Annotated in this window: 17 protein-coding genes and 1 tRNA gene; 11 read left to right on the plus strand and 7 right to left on the minus strand. The window is 68.9% G+C overall.

Annotated elements, in window-relative coordinates; translation table 11 throughout:
* Positions 1 to 2: 2 nt before the first annotated feature.
* On the plus strand, positions 3 to 839 hold the full coding sequence (locus OG787_RS20810; RefSeq protein ID WP_369034411.1) for a nucleotidyltransferase: 837 nt from the start codon (positions 3 to 5) through the stop codon (positions 837 to 839).
* On the opposite strand, the gene OG787_RS20815 is transcribed toward OG787_RS20810, so the two are convergent.
* From OG787_RS20815 to OG787_RS20830, 4 genes are all read right to left on the minus strand, one after another.
* The gene (locus OG787_RS20815) at positions 836 to 1666 is read right to left on the minus strand and encodes an MBL fold metallo-hydrolase (RefSeq protein WP_405535998.1); all 831 of its coding nucleotides are present in this window, start codon (positions 1664 to 1666) and stop codon (positions 836 to 838) included. The two genes, OG787_RS20810 and OG787_RS20815, sit on opposite strands and share 4 nt — an antisense overlap.
* A gap of 97 nt (positions 1667 to 1763) precedes the next feature.
* Positions 1764 to 2639 carry an NUDIX hydrolase gene (locus OG787_RS20820; RefSeq protein WP_369034413.1) on the minus strand — a complete coding sequence of 292 codons (876 nt, stop codon included), beginning with the start codon at positions 2637 to 2639 and terminating at the stop codon, positions 1764 to 1766.
* Between the two features lie 211 nt (positions 2640 to 2850).
* Positions 2851 to 3318, minus strand: a complete 468-nt coding sequence (locus OG787_RS20825) for a RidA family protein (RefSeq protein ID WP_369036832.1) — start codon at positions 3316 to 3318, stop codon at positions 2851 to 2853.
* Positions 3315 to 3473 carry a DUF4177 domain-containing protein gene (locus OG787_RS20830; protein ID WP_086785308.1) on the minus strand — a complete coding sequence of 53 codons (159 nt, stop codon included), beginning with the start codon at positions 3471 to 3473 and terminating at the stop codon, positions 3315 to 3317. Before OG787_RS20830 ends, OG787_RS20825 begins: the two co-directional genes overlap by 4 nt.
* A 95-nt stretch (positions 3474 to 3568) precedes the next feature.
* On the opposite strand from OG787_RS20830, the gene OG787_RS20835 reads away from it, so the two are divergent.
* Positions 3569 to 4546: an ArsA family ATPase gene (locus OG787_RS20835; RefSeq protein WP_369036831.1), complete on the plus strand. Its 978-nt coding sequence runs from the start codon at positions 3569 to 3571 to the stop codon at positions 4544 to 4546.
* Positions 4543 to 5970 carry an ArsA family ATPase gene (locus OG787_RS20840; RefSeq protein ID WP_405535999.1) on the plus strand — a complete coding sequence of 476 codons (1428 nt, stop codon included), beginning with the start codon at positions 4543 to 4545 and terminating at the stop codon, positions 5968 to 5970. The genes OG787_RS20835 and OG787_RS20840 overlap by 4 nt, the downstream gene beginning before the upstream one ends.
* 10 nt (positions 5971 to 5980) lie before the next feature.
* On the opposite strand, the gene wblA is transcribed toward OG787_RS20840, so the two are convergent.
* Entirely contained in the window at positions 5981 to 6319 is a 339-nt protein-coding gene (gene wblA, locus OG787_RS20845; RefSeq protein WP_198655578.1) for a transcriptional regulator WblA, read from the minus strand.
* A gap of 421 nt (positions 6320 to 6740) precedes the next feature.
* Positions 6741 to 7967: an IS110 family transposase gene (locus OG787_RS20850; protein WP_405536000.1), complete on the minus strand. Its 1227-nt coding sequence runs from the start codon at positions 7965 to 7967 to the stop codon at positions 6741 to 6743.
* Between the two features lie 573 nt (positions 7968 to 8540).
* Here OG787_RS20850 and OG787_RS20855 point away from each other — a divergent pair.
* The gene (locus OG787_RS20855) at positions 8541 to 10805 is read left to right on the plus strand and encodes a transglycosylase domain-containing protein (RefSeq protein ID WP_369036829.1); all 2265 of its coding nucleotides are present in this window, start codon (positions 8541 to 8543) and stop codon (positions 10803 to 10805) included.
* A gap of 93 nt (positions 10806 to 10898) precedes the next feature.
* Here OG787_RS20855 and OG787_RS20860 read toward each other — a convergent pair whose 3' ends face one another.
* Positions 10899 to 11363 (minus strand): GatB/YqeY domain-containing protein, encoded by a 465-nt coding sequence (locus OG787_RS20860; RefSeq protein WP_369036828.1) that lies wholly within the window; start codon positions 11361 to 11363, stop codon positions 10899 to 10901.
* A gap of 114 nt (positions 11364 to 11477) precedes the next feature.
* On the opposite strand from OG787_RS20860, the gene OG787_RS20865 reads away from it, so the two are divergent.
* The 7 genes from OG787_RS20865 (at position 11478) to OG787_RS20895 (ending at position 18992) form a co-directional block, all read left to right on the plus strand.
* A complete protein-coding gene (locus OG787_RS20865; RefSeq protein ID WP_405536001.1) occupies positions 11478 to 12404 on the plus strand; it encodes a metallophosphoesterase in 927 nt (308 codons plus the stop codon).
* Positions 12405 to 12477: 73 nt separating this feature from the next.
* Positions 12478 to 13257: a Pr6Pr family membrane protein gene (locus OG787_RS20870; RefSeq protein ID WP_405536002.1), complete on the plus strand. Its 780-nt coding sequence runs from the start codon at positions 12478 to 12480 to the stop codon at positions 13255 to 13257.
* A 42-nt stretch (positions 13258 to 13299) separates the two neighbouring features.
* Positions 13300 to 13373 (plus strand) — tRNA-Pro (locus tag OG787_RS20875).
* A gap of 243 nt (positions 13374 to 13616) precedes the next feature.
* Positions 13617 to 14297, plus strand: coding sequence for a DUF488 family protein (locus tag OG787_RS20880; protein ID WP_402493789.1), 681 nt, complete (start codon positions 13617 to 13619; stop codon positions 14295 to 14297).
* Positions 14298 to 14383: 86 nt separating this feature from the next.
* Positions 14384 to 15202 carry a hypothetical protein gene (locus OG787_RS20885; RefSeq protein WP_405536003.1) on the plus strand — a complete coding sequence of 273 codons (819 nt, stop codon included), beginning with the start codon at positions 14384 to 14386 and terminating at the stop codon, positions 15200 to 15202.
* Between the two features lie 164 nt (positions 15203 to 15366).
* Positions 15367 to 18039, plus strand: a complete 2673-nt coding sequence (locus OG787_RS20890) for an ATP/GTP-binding protein (RefSeq protein WP_405536004.1) — start codon at positions 15367 to 15369, stop codon at positions 18037 to 18039.
* Between the two features lie 56 nt (positions 18040 to 18095).
* On the plus strand, positions 18096 to 18992 hold the full coding sequence (locus OG787_RS20895) for a phosphorothioated DNA-binding restriction endonuclease (protein WP_405536005.1): 897 nt from the start codon (positions 18096 to 18098) through the stop codon (positions 18990 to 18992).
* Positions 18993 to 19126 lie beyond the last annotated feature (134 nt).

The raw sequence follows: 19126 nt of genomic DNA on the forward strand, positions 1-19126 counted from the left end.
GGATGGAGAGAGTGCTGTTCAAGGGGCTGAACAAGCAGGGGTTCATCGCGCGAGAGGGCTCCCTCGCGCGCGTGCCGCCCGTTTTCCGGCCCGTCGTCGGCGCGGCCCGCGACCGGATCACCGACCTCTTCGGGGAACGGCTGCACAGCGCGTACCTCTACGGGTCGATTCCGCGTGGCACCGCGCGCGTGGGCCGCAGCGATCTGGACCTCCTGCTCGCGCTGCGCGAGGAGCCCACGGAGGCGGACCGGGCGGCGGCCCAGGCCCTGGACGACGCGCTCGACGCCGAGTTCGAGCAGATCGACGGCGCCGGCACGCTGCTGATCTCGCGGGCACAGGTGCTGAGCGACCTGGAGCGGCACGACCTGGGCTGGTTCGTGGCCTGCCTCTGCACGCCCCTCCTAGGCGAGGACCTCGCCGGGCACCTCCCCCGCTACCGCCCCGACTCCCTCCTCGCCCGCGAGACCAACGGCGACCTGGACCTGTGCCTCCCGCGCTGGCGGCGCCTGATCGCGGAGGCGACAGCCCCGGGGGCGCCTGCGGGGGCGGTACGCGTGCGCGTGCGGGGCATTTCCCGCCGTCTGGTCCGTACGGGCTTCACGCTGGTCATGCCTCGCTGGCAGGGCTGGACCAGCGACCTGGACGAGATGGCCGGGGCGTTCGCCGCGTACTACCCTGAGTGGGGCCCGCGCATGAGGGAGGCGGCGGCGCTGGGGCAGGAGCCGACGGACGATCCGGCCGTGCTGCGGTCGTTCCTGCGCTCACACGTCGAGGAGCTGGGCTCCTGGCTGGCCGGGGAGTACGCGCGCGTGCACGGCGTGAAAGCGCCCAGGCCCTAGATGAGGCCGTGTTCGCGGAGGTATTCCAGCTGGGCGCGTACCGACAGCTCGGCGGCCGGCCACAGGGAGCGGTCGACGTCCGCGTACACGTGGGCGACGACCTCCGCGGGGCTCGTGTAGCCGTTCTCGACCGCGGTCTCGACCTGGGCGAGGCGGTGGGCGCGGTGGGCGAGGTAGAACTCGACGGCTCCCTGGGCGTCGTCCAGGACGGGTCCGTGGCCCGGCAGGACGGTGTGCACGCCGTCGTCCACCGTCAGGGACCTCAGCCGCCTCAGGGAGTCCAGATAGTCCCCCAGGCGGCCGTCTGGATGGGCCACCACGGTCGTTCCGCGCCCCAGGACGGTGTCTCCCGTCAGGACGGCCCGATCGGCCGGGAGATGGAAGCACAGCGAGTCCGCGGTGTGCCCCGGCGTCGGTACGACCCTCAGCTCAAGGCCGCCGACGGACACGACGTCCCCGTGCCCGAGGCCCTCGCCCCCCAGCCGCAGCGCCGGATCGAGCGCCCGCACCTTCGTCCCCGTCAGCTCGGCGAACCGTCCGGCGCCCTCCGCGTGGTCCGGATGCCCGTGCGTGAGCAGCGTCAGCGCGACCCGCTTGCCTTCCTTCTCGGCGGTGTCGACGACATGCCTGAGGTGTACGTCGTCCAGGGGCCCCGGGTCGATGACGACGGCCAGCTCGGAGTCCGGCTCGGACACGATCCAGGTGTTCGTGCCGTCGAGGGTCATCGCGGAGGCGTTGGGCGCGAGGACGTTGACCGCGCGTGCGGTGGCGGGGCCCGAGAGAACCCCGCCGCGCGGCTGGCCGGGGAGAGCGGCGGCTTCTGTCATGCGGGGGCACCTGCCAGGTAGTCGGTCGGGGGCACGGTTGTCGGTGCGGTTGCGGTTGCGGTTGCGGTCAGGGGCACGGTCGCGGTCGCGGGCGCGGTCATTCGGGGGCTTCCCCCAGCCGGATGTGCTTCGTGAATTCCTCGTGCCCCGGCCACGCCAGCACAATCTCACCGTCCTCCAGGGTGGCCCTGGCCAGGACCGGCGTCAGGTCTCGCTCCAGGGCCCCGGCGAGGGCCCCGGACGCACTGTCGTACGGGGCCAGCGCGCGCAGGGTCGCGATCGTGGGCGGCATCATCAGCAGCTCGCCCTTGTCGTACGAGGCCGCCGCGGTGGCCGGTTCGATCCAGACCGTGCGGTCCGCCTCCGTGGAGGCGTTCCGGGTGCGCTGGCCCTCCGGGAGCGCGGCCACGAAGAACCAGGTGTCGTAGCGGCGGGCCTCGAACTCCGGGGTGATCCAGCGGGCCCATGCTCCGAGGAGGTCGGAGCGGAGCACCAGTCCTCGGCGGTCCAGGAACTCGGCGAAGGACAGCTCCCGGGCGACCAGGGCGGCGCGGTCCGCCTCCCAGTCGTCGCCCGTGGTGTCGCCGACCACGGAGTCGGCGGACGGGCCGGCGAGCAGGACGCCCGCCTCCTCGTACGTCTCGCGTACGGCGGCGCAGACGACCGCCTGGGCGGATGTCTCGTCGGTGCCCAGGCCGAGGCGGGACGCCCACCACGCGCGCGTGGGGCCCGTCCAGCGGATGAGGTGGTCGTTGTCGCGGGGGTCGACTCCGCCGCCCGGGTACGCGTACGCGCCGCCGGCGAAGGCCATGGAGGCGCGTCTGCGGAGCATGTGGACGACGGGGCGGGTGTCGGTGTCCTTGAGGAGCATGACTGTGGACGCGCGTTTGGGGGTGACCGGGGTGAGGGTGCCTTCGGCGAGTCCGCGGATGAGGTCCGGCCACTCCGGTGGATACCACTGCCCGTTTGCCATGGGCGGAGGCTATCCGGTGGTGAGCACATGTTCGAGGGCCCGGATTTTCTTCGCCCCCGCCGCCCCTACCCGTTCCCATCCTCGGGGGCTCCGCCCCCGAACCCCCGCTCCTCAATCGCCGGAGGGGCTGGGATACCCAGCCAAGGGGGGTCTGGGGGCGCAGCCCCCAGGGATGGGAACGGGTAGGGGCGGCGGGGGCGAGGAAAGTGGGCTACGCCTCCGTCAGTTCCACCTGGACCTCGACCTCGACCGGGGCGTCCAGGGGCAGGACCGCCACCCCTACCGCACTGCGGGCGTGGACGCCCTTGTCGCCCAGTACCTCGCCCAGGAGTTCGCTCGCACCGTTGATGACCCCGGGCTGGCCCGTGAAGTCCGGCGCCGAGGCCACGAAGCCGACGACCTTCACGACACGCGCGACGCGGTCGAGGTCGCCGGCGACCGACTTGACCGCCGCGAGCGCGTTCAGCGCGCACGTGCGGGCCAGTGCCTTCGCCTCCTCGGGCGTGACCTCCGCGCCCACCTTCCCCGTGACCGGAAGCTTCCCGTCCACCATCGGCAGCTGGCCCGACGTGTACACGTACACCCCGGACTGCACAGCCGGCTGGTACGCGGCCAGCGGTGGGACCACCGCCGGTAGCGTCAGGCCCAGTTCGGCGAGCCGGGACTCCACCGCGCTCACGGCTTCGGCCGCTTCAGATAGGCCACGAGCTGCTCGGGGTTGTTCGGCCCGGGCACGACCTGGACGAGCTCCCAGCCGTCCTCGCCCCAGGTGTCCAGAATCTGCTTCGTGGCGTGGACGAGCAGAGGCACGGTCGCGTATTCCCACTTGGTCATGCGGCCGACTTTAGCCGCTGTCACCAGCCGCCTCGCACGCACGTTGTCCACAGCCTCCGGCGTAGCTCGGAGCCGGACTGGTTAACCTCGAATACGTGAGCAGGTTCCAGGTCGTCAGCGGTAAGGGCGGGACCGGAAAGACCACGGTCGCCGCAGCGCTCGCGCTCGCCCTCGCCACCGAGGGGAAGCGCGCGCTTCTCGTCGAGGTCGAGGGCAGGCAGGGCATCGCGCAGCTCTTCGAGACCGAAGCGCTGCCTTATGAGGAGCGGAAGATCGCCGTCGCTCCCGGGGGCGGGGAGGTGTACGCCCTTGCCATCGACCCCGAGCTGGCGCTGCTCGACTACCTCCAGATGTTCTACAAACTCGGCAGCGCGGGCCGCGCCCTGAAGAAACTCGGCGCGATCGACTTCGCCACCACCGTCGCCCCGGGCATCAGGGACGTACTCCTGACCGGGAAAGCGTGCGAGGCGGTGCGGAGGAAGGACAAGAGCGGGCGGTTCGCCTACGACTACGTCGTGATGGACGCCCCGCCGACGGGCCGAGTCACCCGCTTCCTCAACGTCAACGACGAGGTGGCCGGGCTCGCGAAGATCGGCCCGATACACAATCAGGCGCAGGCCGTGATGCGTGTGCTCAAGTCGCCGGAGACGGCGGTGCACCTGGTGACGCTGCTGGAGGAGATGCCCGTCCAGGAGACCGCGGACGGTATCGCCGAGCTGCGGGCGGCGAAGCTGCCGGTGGGGCGGATCATCGTCAACATGGTGCGGCCCGAGGTTTTGGACGAGGCCGAGCTGGAACTCGTACGGGCGGCTCCTCGTACCGCGCTCGCGAAGTCCCTGTCGGCCGCCGGGCTCGGCGGGGCGCGGCGCGGCGGGAACGCCGAGAAGCTGGTGGACCCGCTGCTGACGCAGGCCGAGGAGTACGCCGAGCGGTACGCGCTGGAGCACGAACAGCGGTCCGTGCTCAGTGAGTTGCGGCTGCCTACGCACGAACTGCCGCTGTTCACCGAGGGCATGGACCTGGCGGGTCTGTACGAACTGGCCAACGAGCTGCGGAAGCAGGGGATGTCATGAGCCCGGACTCGCATGACGGCACTGCCCGTCATCGCCTCTCCCCCGCGCGCGTGCTCGAAGTCGATCCGCTGATCGACGATCCGGAGACCCGGATCGTGGTGTGCTGCGGGGCCGGTGGCGTCGGCAAGACGACCACCGCGGCGGCACTCGGGCTGCGGGCCGCCGAGCGGGGGCGGAAGGTGGTCGTGCTCACCATCGACCCGGCCCGCAGGCTCGCCCAGTCCATGGGCATCGACTCGCTCGACAACGTGCCGCGGCGGGTCAAGGGCGTCGAGGGCGGCGGCGAACTGCACGCCATGATGCTCGACATGAAGCGGACGTTCGACGAGATCGTCGAGGCGCACGCCGACCGTGAGCGGGCCGCCGCGATCCTCAACAACCCCTTCTACCAGTCGCTTTCGGCGGGCTTCGCGGGCACGCAGGAGTACATGGCGATGGAGAAGCTGGGGCAGCTGCGCTCGCGCGACGAGTGGGACCTCATCGTCGTCGACACTCCGCCGTCGCGGTCCGCGCTGGATTTCCTCGACGCTCCCAAGCGGCTCGGGTCTTTTCTCGACGGGCGGCTGATCCGGCTGCTGACGGCGCCGGCGAAGTTGGGCGGGCGCGCGGGGATGAAGTTCCTGAACGTCGGGATGTCGATGATGACCGGCACCCTGGGGAAGCTGCTGGGCGGTCAACTCCTGAAGGACGTCCAGACGTTCGTGGCCGCGATGGACACCACCTTCGGTGGTTTCCGTACCCGCGCCGACGCCACGTACCAGCTGTTGCAGGCACCCGGCACGGCGTTCCTGGTGGTGGCGGCCCCGGAGCGGGACGCGCTGCGCGAGGCCGCGTACTTCGTGGAGCGGCTGGCCGCGGAGGACATGCCGCTCGCCGGACTGGTGCTCAACCGGGTCCACGGCAGCGGCGCCGCCCAGCTGTCGGCCGAGCGCGCACTCGCCGCCGCGGAAAATCTTGAAGAGCCCCGCATTGTGGATCAGGAGGACGGGAAAGCTGGTCTTCGTAACTCTCCCGACACGTACGGCAGTTCAGAACCCCAGGTTTCCGAGACACCAGCTCCCGCAGTTCCCGAGACACCGGCTCCCCAAGTTCCCGCAGTTCCTGAGGCAGACGTCGAAGAACACGTCGAAGGCTCCCCCATCGCCACCGACAGTGCCCCGACGGCCGAAGCGAACGACCCCACCGTCGAACAACTCACCGCAGGCCTGCTCCGGCTGCACGCCGACCGTATGCAACTGCTCTCCCGCGAGCAGCGCACACGTGACCGCTTCACCGCGCTCCACCCGGAGGTGGCTGTGACCGAGGTCGCCGCACTGCCCGGCGACGTCCATGACCTCGCTGGACTGCGGAACATCGGCAACCGGCTCGCGACCGACCGGCCGGAGCTGCCGGAGCCGTCGAAGCTTCCGGAGGCGAGTGAGTGAGCGGGACGGCTCAGCCGACCGCCAAGTAGCTCTCGTACACCTCTTCCTCGTCGAGGGGCAGGATTCCCACCCCCCGCTCGTACTCCGTTCGCGCTGTTTCGAGCAGCCGACGCCATGAGGTGACGGTGGGACGCCTGCGCAGCAGTGCGCGGCGCTCCCGCTCCGTCATTCCTCCCCACACGCCGAACTCGACGCGGTTGTCGAGCGCGTCAGCCAGGCATTCCGTGCGTACCGGACATCCGGTGCACACCGCCTTGGCCCTGTTCTGCGCTGCTCCTTGAACGAACAGTTCATCCGGATCGGTAGTGCGGCAGGCCGCCTGCGCACTCCAGTCGGTTACCCAGCCCATACCGGCGCCGTCCTCTCCCGAATCGAGGCTCCCCCACGGCGGCAGCGGCATATTCACCGCCGCCAGTTGAGGACGTTACGGAAGGCGGGCACAGCGCAACACCCCCTTCGGGCCCAATCTTGAATGGCCCGAACGGACTATGGGTAAGCGGCAGATCACCCGGGGGAGTGAGCGACCGACATGCGTGACTATCCCGGCAAACCGGGACAGTTCAGCTGGGTCACAACGGACATCTGGTGACACACAAGGCGGATTCGGGCACGTACTCACCAAAAAAAGTTGGACTACATCCGAAACGATTCGGGTCTCACGGACGTATTGATACGTGACCTCACTGCTGTGACAGTTGTGAGCAGCTTAGGCCAAGGCCTGTACGCGTGTCCGGCGAATGAGAACGTAGACACCTCACGTTGCTATGCCGTCAAGCGGCGGCGGCCAGTTCGGTGGGGAACGCGGTGTTCTCGTCGAACAGCTTGCTGTGCTGGAGGCAGTGGTAGAGCTGGCCGATCATGCGGTTGAAGAGGTTGCGCTGCGCTGCGGCGTGCCAGTCGCCGATCTCTCGGCGCCGCCGGTAATGAGCACCCGCTCCAGGTGAGTGCCGCAGGGCTGCGAAGGCCCACAGGTAGCCAGCATGGTTGAGGCGGTCGTTCTTCACCCAGCGCCGGGTGATGGCCGACTTCTTGCCGGAGGCCCTGGTGATGGGCGAGGAGCCCGCGTAGGCCTTCAGGCCGCGGGCGTCAGCGAAGCGGGTGTGGTCGTCCCCGATCTCAGCCAGGATCCGGGCGGCGAGCTGGATGCCGAGCCCGGGGAAGCTCAGCAGGATCTCGGCGTCCGGGTGCTGAGGGAACGCCTCTTCCACCGCCTTCGCGAGGTCGTCGGCTGCGGTGCAGGCGGCCTCTAGCTGGAGGAGGAGAGCGAGCATCTGCTTTCCGAGGGCGTCTTCGACCAGTGGCGGCTGGTGTGCCCAGTCGGCGCGGAAGACGTCACGGACGCGGTCGACCTCCGCCGTGATGCCGCGCTGGCGGCCGGCGCGTTTGAGGGCAGCCTGGAGCTGGGGGCGGGTCAGTCGCGCGGCCCGGGTGGGCGTCGGTGCAGCCCTGAGGAGTTCGCGGGCCTCAGTACGGCACAGGCCGTTGGCCCAGGTGGCGAAGGCGTCCAGGGCAGCCGGGTAGTACTCGCGAAGCAGGGAGCGCAGCTGGTTGGCGAGCTGCTGCCGGTTCCACAAGGAGTCCTGCTGGGCACGCGCGAGGACGGCGATCGCGCGGCCGAGGTCGGAGTCGTCGGGCAGGGACCGGTGGGCGTACATGTCCGTGCGCAGGATGTTGGCCAGGACGAGGGCGTCGCCGGGATCGGACTTCTTGCGCGAGACCGAGTGGCGGTCGCGGTAGCGGGCCGCGGCCATCGGGTTGATCGCGTATATCTTCCGCTTGCCGGTCCGCAGCACCGCGACCAGCAGACCCCGCGAGGTCTCGATCGCCACCGGGATCGGGTTCTCCTCGCTGTCGCCGTGCTCGGCGAGCAGCTCCAGCAGCAGCTGGTAGCCAGCCGCGTCGTCAGTTATATGACGTTTGGCCAGTAACTGACCAGTGTCGTCGACCAAGGCGACGTCGTGTGTCTTCTCCGCCCAGTCAATGCCGCAGTAGATCATGGGGCTCCCTCCCCGATGTGTAGATGTTTACGCTGGTCACGAGCACATGCGGGCCACGCGAGCGACCTAATCCCAGGCATCGTCCGCCGAGCGGATGTGCCTCCACCTCACTAGCCGTTCGTGGCGCCAGCGCACCCCACGGGCCCCGGTCTGCGCGGGAGCTCAAACGGCTCGGGCGTATCAAGAGGTCACCGTGCGGCGGGCTCGCACCACCAACACCAACGAGTGATCAAGTGATGGGTGTTGACGGCCGACGGCCCCAGCGCCGTAGCTTCGGAATGAGGCATCGATGCCGGGTCGCTAGGGAGTCCGCCGACGCCCAGCGTGGTGGCGGCAGCCACGAAGACGCCGCACGCCGCACGGTCTCTGAGTAGGCATCGATGCCAGGCCAGAGCAAGGCATCCGCCCGGCGCCCACGCGACCGCCGCCACCACGAGCACCAGAGCCGAGCACACGATCTACAGTTCAGGCGTTGCCTGCCCGGCTGCCCTTAGATGTCACGGTCCGGTACTCGAACATCCCGAGAACCACCTGCCCCTCAGGACGCCCTTAATTAGGGATTAGGCTGCCCTCATGCCAAACAAGCGATCGGGTGGTGGCCTGTCGGCAGCGCAGCAGGCCGCCAAGTTCCTCGGTGTCAGCGTGCTCGCGGGAGCCGTCATGGCGGGCATCGCGCTGCCCGCCGCCGGCGCGCTGGGCCTCGCGGCCAAGGGTTCGGTCGAGGGGTTCGACGAGATCCCGGCCAACCTCAAGCGCCCGCCGCTGAGTCAGCGCACCACGATCCTGGACGCCAAGGGCGGCCAGCTCGCCACGGTGTACTCGCGTGACCGCACGGTGGTCGAGCTGAAGGACATCTCGCCGTACATGCAGAAGGCGATCGTCGCGATCGAGGACTCCCGGTTCTACGAGCACGGCGCGATCGACCTCAAGGGCGTCCTGCGCGCCCTCAACAAGAACGCGCAGAGCGGCGGCGTCTCGGAAGGCGCCTCCACGCTCACGCAGCAGTACGTGAAGAACGTGTTCGTCGAGGAGGCGGGCGACGACCCGACGAAGGTCGCGCAGGCCCAGCAGCAGACCATCGGCCGCAAGGTCAAGGAGCTGAAGTTCGCGATCCAGGTCGAGGAGGAGCTGGGCAAGAAGAAGATCCTCGAGAACTACCTGAACATCACGTTCTTCGGCCAGCAGGCGTACGGCGTCGAGGCCGGCTCCCAGCGCTACTTCTCCAAGTCCGCCAAGGACCTCACCCTCCCCCAGGCGGCCCTCCTGGCCGGCATCGTCCAGTCGCCGAGCCGGTACGACCCGGTGAACGACCCGGCGGAGGCCACCAAGCGCCGCAACACCGTGCTCCAGCGCATGGCGGAGGTCGGTGACATCACCCCGCAGGAGGCCGCCGAGGCCAAGGAGAAGCCGCTCGGCCTGAAGGTCAGCCAGCCCAAGAACGGCTGCATCGCGGCGGTCAAGGGCGCGGGCTTCTTCTGCAAGTACGTCGAGCAGGAGTTCCTCGGCAACCCGGTCTTCGGCAAGACCCGCGAGGCCCGGGCGAAGATCTGGAACCAGGGCGGACTGACCATCCGTACGACGCTGGACCCGCAGTCGCAGGCGTCCGTGCAGGCGTCGATCAAGGAGCACGTGTACAAGTCGGACAAGGTAGCGACGGCGGTCACGCTGGTCGAGCCGGGCACCGGCAAGATCCTCGGCATGGGCCAGTCGAAGCCGTACGGCTACGGCAAGAACGAGACCGAGATCAACTACTCGGTCGGCAGCGACCGGGGCGGCTCCAACTTCGGCTTCCCGACCGGTTCGACGTTCAAGCCGTTCGTGGCGGCGGCCGCCCTGGAGGAGGGCCGCCCGGCGATCCAGGAGTACTCGGCGCCGTACGAGATGGAGTACCCGAGCCCGGTCCAGACGTGCAGCGGCAGTCCGTGGACCAACCAGGAGAAGGCGAAGGTCGAGAACGAGAGCGAGTCGGAGAAGGGCCCGTACCGCCTGCGCAAGGCGATGGAGCTGTCGGTCAACACCTACTTCGTGCAGATGATCTCCGACATCGGCCTCTGCCCGGTGGTCAAGATGACCGACGCGCTGCACGTCACCCAGGGCAACGGCGACAAGCTGCCCGAGGTGCCCGCCATCGCGCTCGGTTCCAAGGGCATCTCCCCGCTGACGATGGCGAGCGCGTACGCGGCCTTCGCCTCGCGGGGCATGTACTGCACGCCGATCGCCATCGAGTCGATCACCCAGAAGGCCAACGGCAAGCAGAAGGCCCTCGAAGTCCCGAAGTCGACGTGCTCGCGCGCGATGTCGGAGACCACCGCCGACACCATCAACACCCTGCTCCAGGGCGTGGTCGACTCCGGCACCGGCCAGTCGGCCGGCCTCACCGACCGCGACAACGCCGGTAAGACGGGTACGACGGACGAGCGCAAGAACGCCTGGTTCGTCGGCTACACGCCGACCCTGTCCGGCGCCGTCTGGGTCGGCAGCGCCATGCAGAACGTGAAGATGACCAACATCAGGATCGGCGGCGTCTGGAACGAGCTCGTGTACGGCGGTCAGGTCCCGGGCCCCATCTGGAAGGACGCCATGACCGGCGCCCTCGAAGGCAAGGACTCCGGGCAGTTCAACCTCGTACCGATCATCGAACCGCCCGTCCAGAAGCCGGACGACGGCAACGGAGACGATGACGACAACGGGGACGACCAGGGCAACAACAACGGCGGCAACAACACGGACGGCGGCAACACGACGCTCCCGACGCCGACCTTCTCCCTCCCCGAGGGCTTCATCCAGGGCAACGACAACGGCGGCAACAACGGGAACAGCAACGGGGGTTTCCCGTAGAGATGCCACGTAGTACGCCGATGGGGGCGCCCTTCCTGAGAAGGGCGCCCCCATCGACGTACAGGCGCATCGGTGTCCGTGTGTGGCGGCCGGTCAGCCGGCGAGGAGCTTCTTGACGGCGGCGGCGACCCGGCCGCCCTCCGCGAGGCCCGCGACCTTCGGGTTCACGATCTTCATGACCTGGCCCATGGCCCGCGGCCCCTCGGCGCCGGCCGCCTTCGCCTCCTCGACGGCCTGGGCGACGAGCTGGTTCAGCTCGTCGTCGCCGAGCTGCTTGGGCAGGTAGGTCGCGAGGATCTCGCCTTCCGCCTTCTCGCGCTCGGCCGACTCGGTCCGACCGCCCTGCGCGAACGCCTCGGCGGCCTCGCGGCGCTTCTTCGCCTCGCGCGTGATCACCTTGGTGACCTCCTCGTCGGAGAGCTCGCGCTTCTCCTTGCCGGAGACCTCCTCCTGGGTGATCGCGGTGAGGGTGAGCCGGAGCGTCGAGGAGCGGAGCTCGTCGCGCTCCTTGATGGCGGCGTTGAGGTCTTCCCTGAGCTTCGACTTGAGCGTGGTCATGCGAACGATTGTCGCAGGTGCGGCAAGCACCCCGCCCGCGGATTTCCACCGCGACCTCTACCGCGACCTCTACCGCGATTTCCACCACCCTCCCCCGCCTGACACGATGGGAGCATGCGCGCGCGATACGGAGTACCCCTGGGAATCACGGCGGTTGCCGCCGCCGGCCTCGCCTACTCGGTCGGATTCGAGGCCCGCTTCTTCCGCCTCCGCCGGGTCACCGTGCCGGTACTGCCCGCCGGGATGCGCCCACTGCGCGTCCTCCAGGTCTCCGACATCCACATGGTCGGCGGCCAGTACAAGAAGCAGCGCTGGCTCCGCTCCCTGGCCGGTCTGCGCCCCGACTTCGTGATCAACACGGGCGACAACCTGTCCGACCCGGAGGGCGTGCCCGAGGTGCTGGACGCGCTGGGCCCGCTGATGGAGTTCCCGGGTGCGTACGTCTTCGGCTCGAACGACTACTACGGCCCGACGCCCCGTAACCCCGCCCGGTACCTGGTCGAGAAGATCCAGGGCAGGCACGGCCTCAACGGCAACGCGCCCGCGGTCAACGTGATCCACAACCCGTGGGAGGACCTGCGCGACGGCTTCGACACGGCGGGCTGGCTCAACCTGACGAACACGCGCGGCACGCTGAAGATCGACGGCATGTCGGTGGAGCTGACGGGCCTGGACGACCCGCACATCAAGCGCGACCGCTACGAGGAGGTGGCCGGCGGCCCGTCGTCATCGGCGGACGTCTCCCTGGCCGTGGTCCACGCCCCCTACCTCCGCGTCCTGGACGCGTTCACGGCGGACGCGTACCCGCTGACCCTGGCCGGCCACACGCACGGCGGCCAGCTGTGCATCCCCTTCTACGGCGCCCTGGTCACCAACTGCGACCTGGACACGGACCGCGTCAAGGGCCTGTCGACGCACACGGCGGAGGGCAGGACGTCGTACCTCCACGTCTCGGCGGGCTGCGGCGCGAACCGCTACACACCGGCGAGGTTCGCGTGTCCCCCGGAGGCGACGCTGCTGACGCTGACAGAGGGCCCGTAGCCGCCGCAACCGTCGTAACCCACACAGCCCGCCCGGAATGGTCCGTTTTGCGTGGTCGCCCTAGCGTGAGGGCATGACCGCCCCGATACCCAGCGACATACCGGACCTCCCCGCACTCCCCGGCGTACCCGCGGCCCTGCTCCCCTCCCCCGTCCCCGCGACGGCGGTGGTGACCCCGGTACGCCGCCCGGCGACAGCGCTCTTCCGCCTGCTGACGGCCGCGTCCGCAGCGACGGCCGTCACGATGGAACTCCTCCTGGGCAGCCCCGCGGAGGTCCTGAGCCGCTTCACGATCCAGAGCAGCATCCTGCTGACCCTGGTCATGACGCTCTCGGCCCGCCGGGCCTGGACGGCCCGACGCCCGCTGCCGGCCGGCCTCACGGGCGCCACGCTGCTGTACGTGGTGATCGCGGCCCTGGTCCACCACGGTCTGGTGGCAAACGCGTCGAGCCCCTTCTTCGTATCCGCTCCCCCAACGGGCCGGCACGCCGTCACCAACCAGCTGCTGCATACGGCGATCCCGATCGCGGCACTGGTCGACTGGCTGCTGCTGACCGCCCCCGGCCGGCTGCACCTGCGCCAGGCGGCACCGTGGCTGCTGTACCCCCTGGCGTACTTGGCCTTCTCCCTGGCGAGAGGCGAGCTGCTCCTGCCCGGCACGCCGAGCCGCTATCCGTACGGCTTCCTGGACGTGGCCGAGCACGGCTACAAGAGCGTCCTGGCCAACGCACTCCTTCTCGGCCTGGCCTTCTACGCCCTGGCCGTCGCCCTCGTAACCCTCGACCACATCCGCCCGAACCCGGTCCACCACCGCACGAAAAGCGGATTTCGCCTGGGGCCACCGGTGGGCTAAAGTAAACGACGTCGCCGCGACAAGCAGGACAAGCAGCGACATCGGGGTGTAGCGCAGCTTGGCAGCGCGCTTCGTTCGGGACGAAGAGGTCGTGGGTTCAAATCCCGCCACCCCGACAGTGAAGTACCAGGTCAGGGGCCTGATCCAGTTGATGGATCAGGCCCCTGACTGGTTCCTGGAGATCGCTTGGGAGAAATCTGGGAGAAGATCTTGGTTGGGTTCTCCCAGTGGGTGACTGGTGAGGCCGTCTGAAGTGCGGCGGCTTAGGGCACTCGGACCTGCGCGTTCGCGAATCCAGCCTAGTAGTCGGCCGGGAACACCATGCCCGCCCGCCTCAACCGCCCTTAGGATCACGACACATGGCAAGCCATCACTCAGCGCGTCCCCACGACCACGCCCGAGCACTCGCCCAGCGCGTGCGAGCGATGCGGGAGGCTCGAGGATGGTCGCGGGAGCGGCTCTCCAAGGAAGCTGGCATCGCCGTAGGAACGCTGGCCCGTCTGGAGAGCGAGGGAGCGATCCAGCCAGGTTTCTTCACCGTCGGAGCAGTCGCCGAGGCACTTGAAGTCTCCCTCGATGAACTCTTCCAGGAGACCAAGGTCGCTCCCGGCCTCTGGTCCGCTGGGTACGAAGGCCGGGACATCGACTCGTTCGTCTCCTCTCTCCTCGACAGCCGTATTGATGTCGTGGCGGACGTACGACTTACGCCGATCAGCCGCAAGAAGGGCTTCAGCAAGACTCGGCTCGGGCAGGCACTCGCCGAGGCCGGCATCGAATACACCCACCTGCGTGGCCTGGGCAATCCCAAGGACAACCGGGCGCCGTTCTGGGAGGGCCGCCTCGACGTGGGCCGGGCTCGGTTCCGTGGAGTGCTGCGGTCCGAGGAAGCGCAAACCGATCTTGAGCGCCTCGCAGAGCATGCCCGGCAGTCCCGGGTCGCGGTGCTGTGCTTCGAGAAAGACGAAAGCCGCTGCCACCGACAGGTCGTCCTGGAGACGGTCCGCAAGCGGGCCGCCGTGCCCGTAATTCCCCTGGCCTGACTTCGCCCCTCGCTCCTGTACGCGCCCTTGCCGGTGGCGCATGCCTCTCCTCCAATCGGATCGGGAGATCAGTGGAGGGGGCAACCATGGGATCGGGGATTTGGCAGCGCGCACGGATCATGATCACGGTCAAGACCTATCCGGAACTGTCCGCGAAGTACCACGAGACGAGCTGCGTGGCCGGCATACGGCTCGACCAAGGGACGCCCCAGCATGTGCGGCTCTTCCCGGTTCCGTTCCGGCTGCTGAACGAAGAAAGCCAGTTCGCCAAGTACTCGATCGTCGAGGTCGATGTGCAGCGACACCATGGGGACCGCCGTCCCGAAAGCTTGCGCCCCAACCTGCAGAGTCTCAAGGTCATCGAGCGCCTCGGGACAGCGGATGGCTGGCGCGAACGCTTCTCGCATGTGCAGCCCCTCGTAGCGCCGTCCCTGTGCTCCATAAAGCGGGACCAGGAGCTTCGGGGAACGTCGCTTGGCGTCTTCCGCCCAGCGGAGTTCACCGGCTTCCGCTTCGCTCCTGCCGAGCCCTGGCCAGCTTCGAAGGCGGCCCTGGCAGATCAGTTGGATCTACTCGCACAGGACCTCCGCCAATTGGAGTGGGTGCCACTTGAGTTCCGGTACAGCTTCCGATGCGCGGATCAGGAGTGCGCTGGTCACGACATGGGGCTGAGGGACTGGGAGGCGGGCGAGTCGTACCGCAAGTTCTTTCGCCACTACGGGAAGGACGGCGTGGAGGAGAAGCTTCGCGAGCGTTGGTTCGACCGGATGGTCACTGCGGAGAAGGCCGTGCACTGCTTCGTCGGGAACGTCGCGGCCCGCCCCAAGACGTTCCTGCTGCTGGGCCTGTTCTACCCGCGACGGGATGTCGTCGAGAACTTCCAGGAGAGCCTGTTCGACCTGTGAGGGTGAGTACGCAGGATGGGGAACCCATGTCACCGTCCCGTGACCGAGGTCGTCGGCTGAACTGCCGCGTGCCGGATGCGGCCTGCGGACCTGCCTGAATGCGGGCGTGCCATGCTGTCGTCAACGGAGCTTGTCTTGGCTCCAGTTGATCGTCAGGGGGAGCTGTGGCAGGGCGGGATCTTCGAACGTTGTTCAGCTCGAACGACCGGAGCATCGCCGCCAGTGAGGCGTTCACGAACCGGCAGGCACAGTGGCAGGCCGTAACGGCCGGCCTCGCCGAGCACATACAGCACGTGACCCGTGCGGACTTCGACGTGGAGGACCTGGAAGCTCCCCGCCACAACATCCTCGTGTTCCACGGTGTGGGCGGGATCGGCAAGTCCACGCTCTCCCGAAAGATCGAGGCATCGCTGGCCCGCAGCGAGCACCGCCCGGCGCAATGGGAATCGCCGTCCCACCCCGAGGAGCGGACCCTGCCGGTTCGTATCGATCTCGCGCGCGCCGCGGGCATGGATTTCGAGCGCGTCATCCTCTCCATCCGTCTTGCTGTCGCCGCGCTCGGCCGCCCGATGCCCGCCTTCGACCTCGCCCTGCGCCGCTACTGGGAGCACAACCACCCGGGCGAACCGATCGAGGACTACCTGCGCCGGGGCGGGCTGCTGAGCCGCTTCAGCGCCGCTGCCGCCCTGCCGCAGCAGATGCAGTCCGCCCTCAGCGATGTCGCCCAGGCTCTGCTCCTGCCCGGCACAGTCGGCAGTGCGCTCGGGCACGGGGCCGGCGCGCTCATCAAGGCGTTACGCGAACGGCGCCAGTCCGTACGCGCCCTCGCCGGCTGCTCCCGCCTGGCCGACCTCCTGGAGGCCGAGCCCGACCTGGAAGCCCTCAGCTTCTACCCGCACCTCCTCGCCTGGGACCTGGCCCAAATCCCCGTCGGCAAGAGCGCACTGCCCGTGATCCTGCTGGACACCTTCGAGGACACCGGCGACCGCACGCACCGCGACTTCGAGCGTCTGCTCCAACGCATCATGTGGTTGATGCCCAACGCGTTCTTCGTCGTCACCGGACGCAACCGCCTCCAGTGGGCGGAGACGAGCCTGGAGGGGCAGCTCGACTGGACCGGGCCGCACGCGTGGCCCGGTCTCGCAGTCGGCACGGCACATGTGGGGCGAGCTGTATCGGGCCGTCAGGTCCTGATCGGCGACTTCTCCCCCGAAGACTGCGAGGACTACCTGCTCCGCAGGCTGAGCCGCGACGGGCAGCCGCTGATCGACGAACCGGTCCGCCGGATCATCACCGAGCGCTCCCACGGGTTGCCTCTGCACCTGGACCTGTCGGTCATGCGCTACCTGGAGCTCCGACGCGGCGGCGGACAGCCGCAGGTCACCGACTTCGACCACGACTTCCCCGCCCTGATCGCCCGTACTCTCAGCGACCTGACCGCCGATGAACGCCACGTGCTCCGCTCGGTCAGCCTGCTCAGCGCGTTCTCCGTACCCCTGGCCACCCAAGCTTCCGGCATGGACCACGACGCGCCTGCCCTACGGCTGACCGAGCGCCCCTTCATCCGGGAGTCCTCCTCCGGTGTGTGGCCCTTCCACGTCCACGACCTGATCCGCTCCGCCATTCGCAACGCAGACGACAGCAGTGACGACCGCTGGTCGGAACAGGACTGGCGGCGCGCGGCCGGGCGAGCCTTCCACGCCCTGGAATCACAGTGGCGCCAGGACCTGCGACACGATCGCGCAGTCCTGGTCGGCTGTCTCCAGCAAGGACTACTCCTCGCACGGGACTTCCGTCTCGATCTCGGCTGGCTCGCCGATGCCGCATTCCAGTACGTAGGGGACTCCGTCTGGGAACCGCTGGCGCTTCCCGCCGCCGATGCCACGTCATCAGGTGGTCTGCGGACCGCGGCGGACGCACTGGTGGAGACGCTGAGCGCCATCGCCCGGCGCCAGCACGAGCACCGTGAACGCACGTCCAGTCGGCTCTCGGCCGTCCTCGCCTCGGAGCTGCTCCCCGATGACCTGGTCGAACTGGCCACGTACTACCTGGCGAAGGCCCAGCGAGACCTCGGTCTGACCGACGATTCGCGTCGCGGGATGCAGCGCGTCGCCTCTGCCGACGGTCGGCTCGCTTCCGCGGCTCGGCGCGGCCTGGCACACCTGAGCCGCCTGTCCGGAGACTTCCCGACCGCGGTCGAAGCCGCGGGCAGGCTTGGCTGGGAGGGGCGGCGCCATCGGGTGTTGGGAGACGTGTGGTGGGTGCAGGGTGACATGGAACGGGCAGTCGCCGCCTACCTGGCAGGCCGGAGCGAAGCCGAGGAGCACGGTGTGGTCGGCGAGACCGCCATGGTGCAGGCGCATCTCGCCTTCGCTGTCTCCTTCTCCGATCAGCTTCGGGCCGATGACGAACTCGATCTAGCGGAACGGCTGTTGTCCCACCTCAGCCTGCGCTCCAGCGAGATGACCGCTCGCATCGCCGTGCTCGTACGCGACGCCGGGTTCGCCGCCGACCTGCCCGGCCGGGCGGCCGTACTGCTCGCCGAAATCGGTGTCTCCGGCATTGCCTACGCCGCGGCGAAGCTGCAACTGGCCCTGTGCTTCCACCACGCCGTCCTCGACGCCCAGGACGGCCTCGCCACCGCGATCACCCGCCTGCGCGAACTCACGCAGAGCGGCGACTACGCCTACTACGTCGACATCGCCCACTTCATGGCCGGCCTTCCGCTTCCCGAGCACACCGCGCGAGCACGGTGGATCGACGGAGAACAACGGACCCGCGCACGATGGCGCCACCTGGTCACGGCACGTCGCAGTCAACTCGCCACGCCTCGTTAGGCTTTCCCCACACGCGCAGATCGCTGGTCGACGAAGCGCGGCTACGATCGCCGGTCATGGACTGGCTGGAGCGCACCGCGCAACTGAGACAGTGGACCAGAAGCGGGACCCGCGCTCCGCACAAGCCGTTGCTGCTGCTGTACGCCCTCGGCCGGTTCCAGCAGGATGCCGCCGGCGAACTGCGGTACAGCGCCGTGGAGGAGGATCTGCAACGGCTGCTGACCGAGTACGGGCCGCCGAACAGGACGACTCCGGCATACCCGTTCCACCACCTGGTGAGCGACGGCGTGTGGGAGGTGCGCACCGATCGCGGACCGGGCAGCCCCGGCAGCGGGGTGCGGGAGTTGCGGGCCGCGGGGGCCGCTGGGCGACTGGCGCCGGAACTGCGGGCGGCACTGGGGCGTGAGCCGGAGCTACTCGGCCGGATGGCACGGGTCCTGCTCGACCTACACTTCCCGCCTTCGCTCCACGGCGACCTGTGCGAAGCCGTCGGCCTGGAGCTGGAGCCGGCGGAGACCGGACGGCTCTCGGCCGCCGTGCGCAGGCAGCGGGATCCGCGGATGCGAGAGCGGGTCCTGACGGCCTACGAGTACCGGTGCGCCTTCTGCGGCTACGACGGCAGGATCGGCGCGGTGCCGGTCGGGCTGGAGGCCGCGCACGTGCGCTGGTGGGCGTTCGACGGACCGGACGACGTCGACAACGGACTGTGCCTGTGCTCGCTGCACCACAAGCTCTTCGACAAAGGCGTCCTCGGTGTCGGCGAGGGCCACCGCATCCTGGTCTCCCAGCGGTTCGTCGGCCACAGCCCCGCCGCCCGCGAACACGTCATCGCGCTCGCCGACCGACCACTCATCGGACCTCAACCAGGCGCACACCCCGTCGCCGCGATCCACCGCTCCTGGCACACCAGCCAGGTCTTCCACGACAGCCCACGCCCCGCCACGGCCGCCTGACCGTCGAATCGTCGACCGCGACCCACTGGTAAGGAGTGCACCGCCACCCGCCGAAGATCCTCCGTCAGATGCCATTGATCTTTCAGCCATTACTGCCGACGCCCTGGCTAAAGCTGTCGTGTGCGCAGGATCTC

The sequence above is a fragment of the Streptomyces sp. NBC_00075 genome (assembly GCF_045041225.1).
In the GTDB taxonomy this organism is placed as follows: Bacteria; Actinomycetota; Actinomycetes; order Streptomycetales; family Streptomycetaceae; genus Streptomyces; species Streptomyces adonidis.

What these genes read in the sequence shown, in the direction of transcription:
- OG787_RS20840 (WP_405535999.1), top strand. Translation starts at nt 4,543, where the DNA reads ATGAGCCCGGACTCGCATGACGGCACTGCCCGTCATCGCCTCTCCCCC.
- OG787_RS20865 (WP_405536001.1), top strand. Translation starts at nt 11,478, where the DNA reads ATGCGCGCGCGATACGGAGTACCCCTGGGAATCACGGCGGTTGCCGCC.
- OG787_RS20885 (WP_405536003.1), top strand. Translation starts at nt 14,384, where the DNA reads ATGGGATCGGGGATTTGGCAGCGCGCACGGATCATGATCACGGTCAAG.
- OG787_RS20815 (WP_405535998.1), bottom strand. Translation starts at nt 1,666, where the DNA reads ATGACAGAAGCCGCCGCTCTCCCCGGCCAGCCGCGCGGCGGGGTTCTC.
- OG787_RS20860 (WP_369036828.1), bottom strand. Translation starts at nt 11,363, where the DNA reads ATGACCACGCTCAAGTCGAAGCTCAGGGAAGACCTCAACGCCGCCATC.
- OG787_RS20820 (WP_369034413.1), bottom strand. Translation starts at nt 2,639, where the DNA reads ATGGCAAACGGGCAGTGGTATCCACCGGAGTGGCCGGACCTCATCCGC.
- OG787_RS20850 (WP_405536000.1), bottom strand. Translation starts at nt 7,967, where the DNA reads ATGATCTACTGCGGCATTGACTGGGCGGAGAAGACACACGACGTCGCC.
- wblA (WP_198655578.1), bottom strand. Translation starts at nt 6,319, where the DNA reads ATGGGCTGGGTAACCGACTGGAGTGCGCAGGCGGCCTGCCGCACTACC.
- OG787_RS20810 (WP_369034411.1), top strand. Translation starts at nt 3, where the DNA reads ATGGAGAGAGTGCTGTTCAAGGGGCTGAACAAGCAGGGGTTCATCGCG.
- OG787_RS20895 (WP_405536005.1), top strand. Translation starts at nt 18,096, where the DNA reads ATGGACTGGCTGGAGCGCACCGCGCAACTGAGACAGTGGACCAGAAGC.
- OG787_RS20870 (WP_405536002.1), top strand. Translation starts at nt 12,478, where the DNA reads ATGACCGCCCCGATACCCAGCGACATACCGGACCTCCCCGCACTCCCC.
- OG787_RS20880 (WP_402493789.1), top strand. Translation starts at nt 13,617, where the DNA reads ATGGCAAGCCATCACTCAGCGCGTCCCCACGACCACGCCCGAGCACTC.
- OG787_RS20830 (WP_086785308.1), bottom strand. Translation starts at nt 3,473, where the DNA reads ATGACCAAGTGGGAATACGCGACCGTGCCTCTGCTCGTCCACGCCACG.
- OG787_RS20855 (WP_369036829.1), top strand. Translation starts at nt 8,541, where the DNA reads ATGCCAAACAAGCGATCGGGTGGTGGCCTGTCGGCAGCGCAGCAGGCC.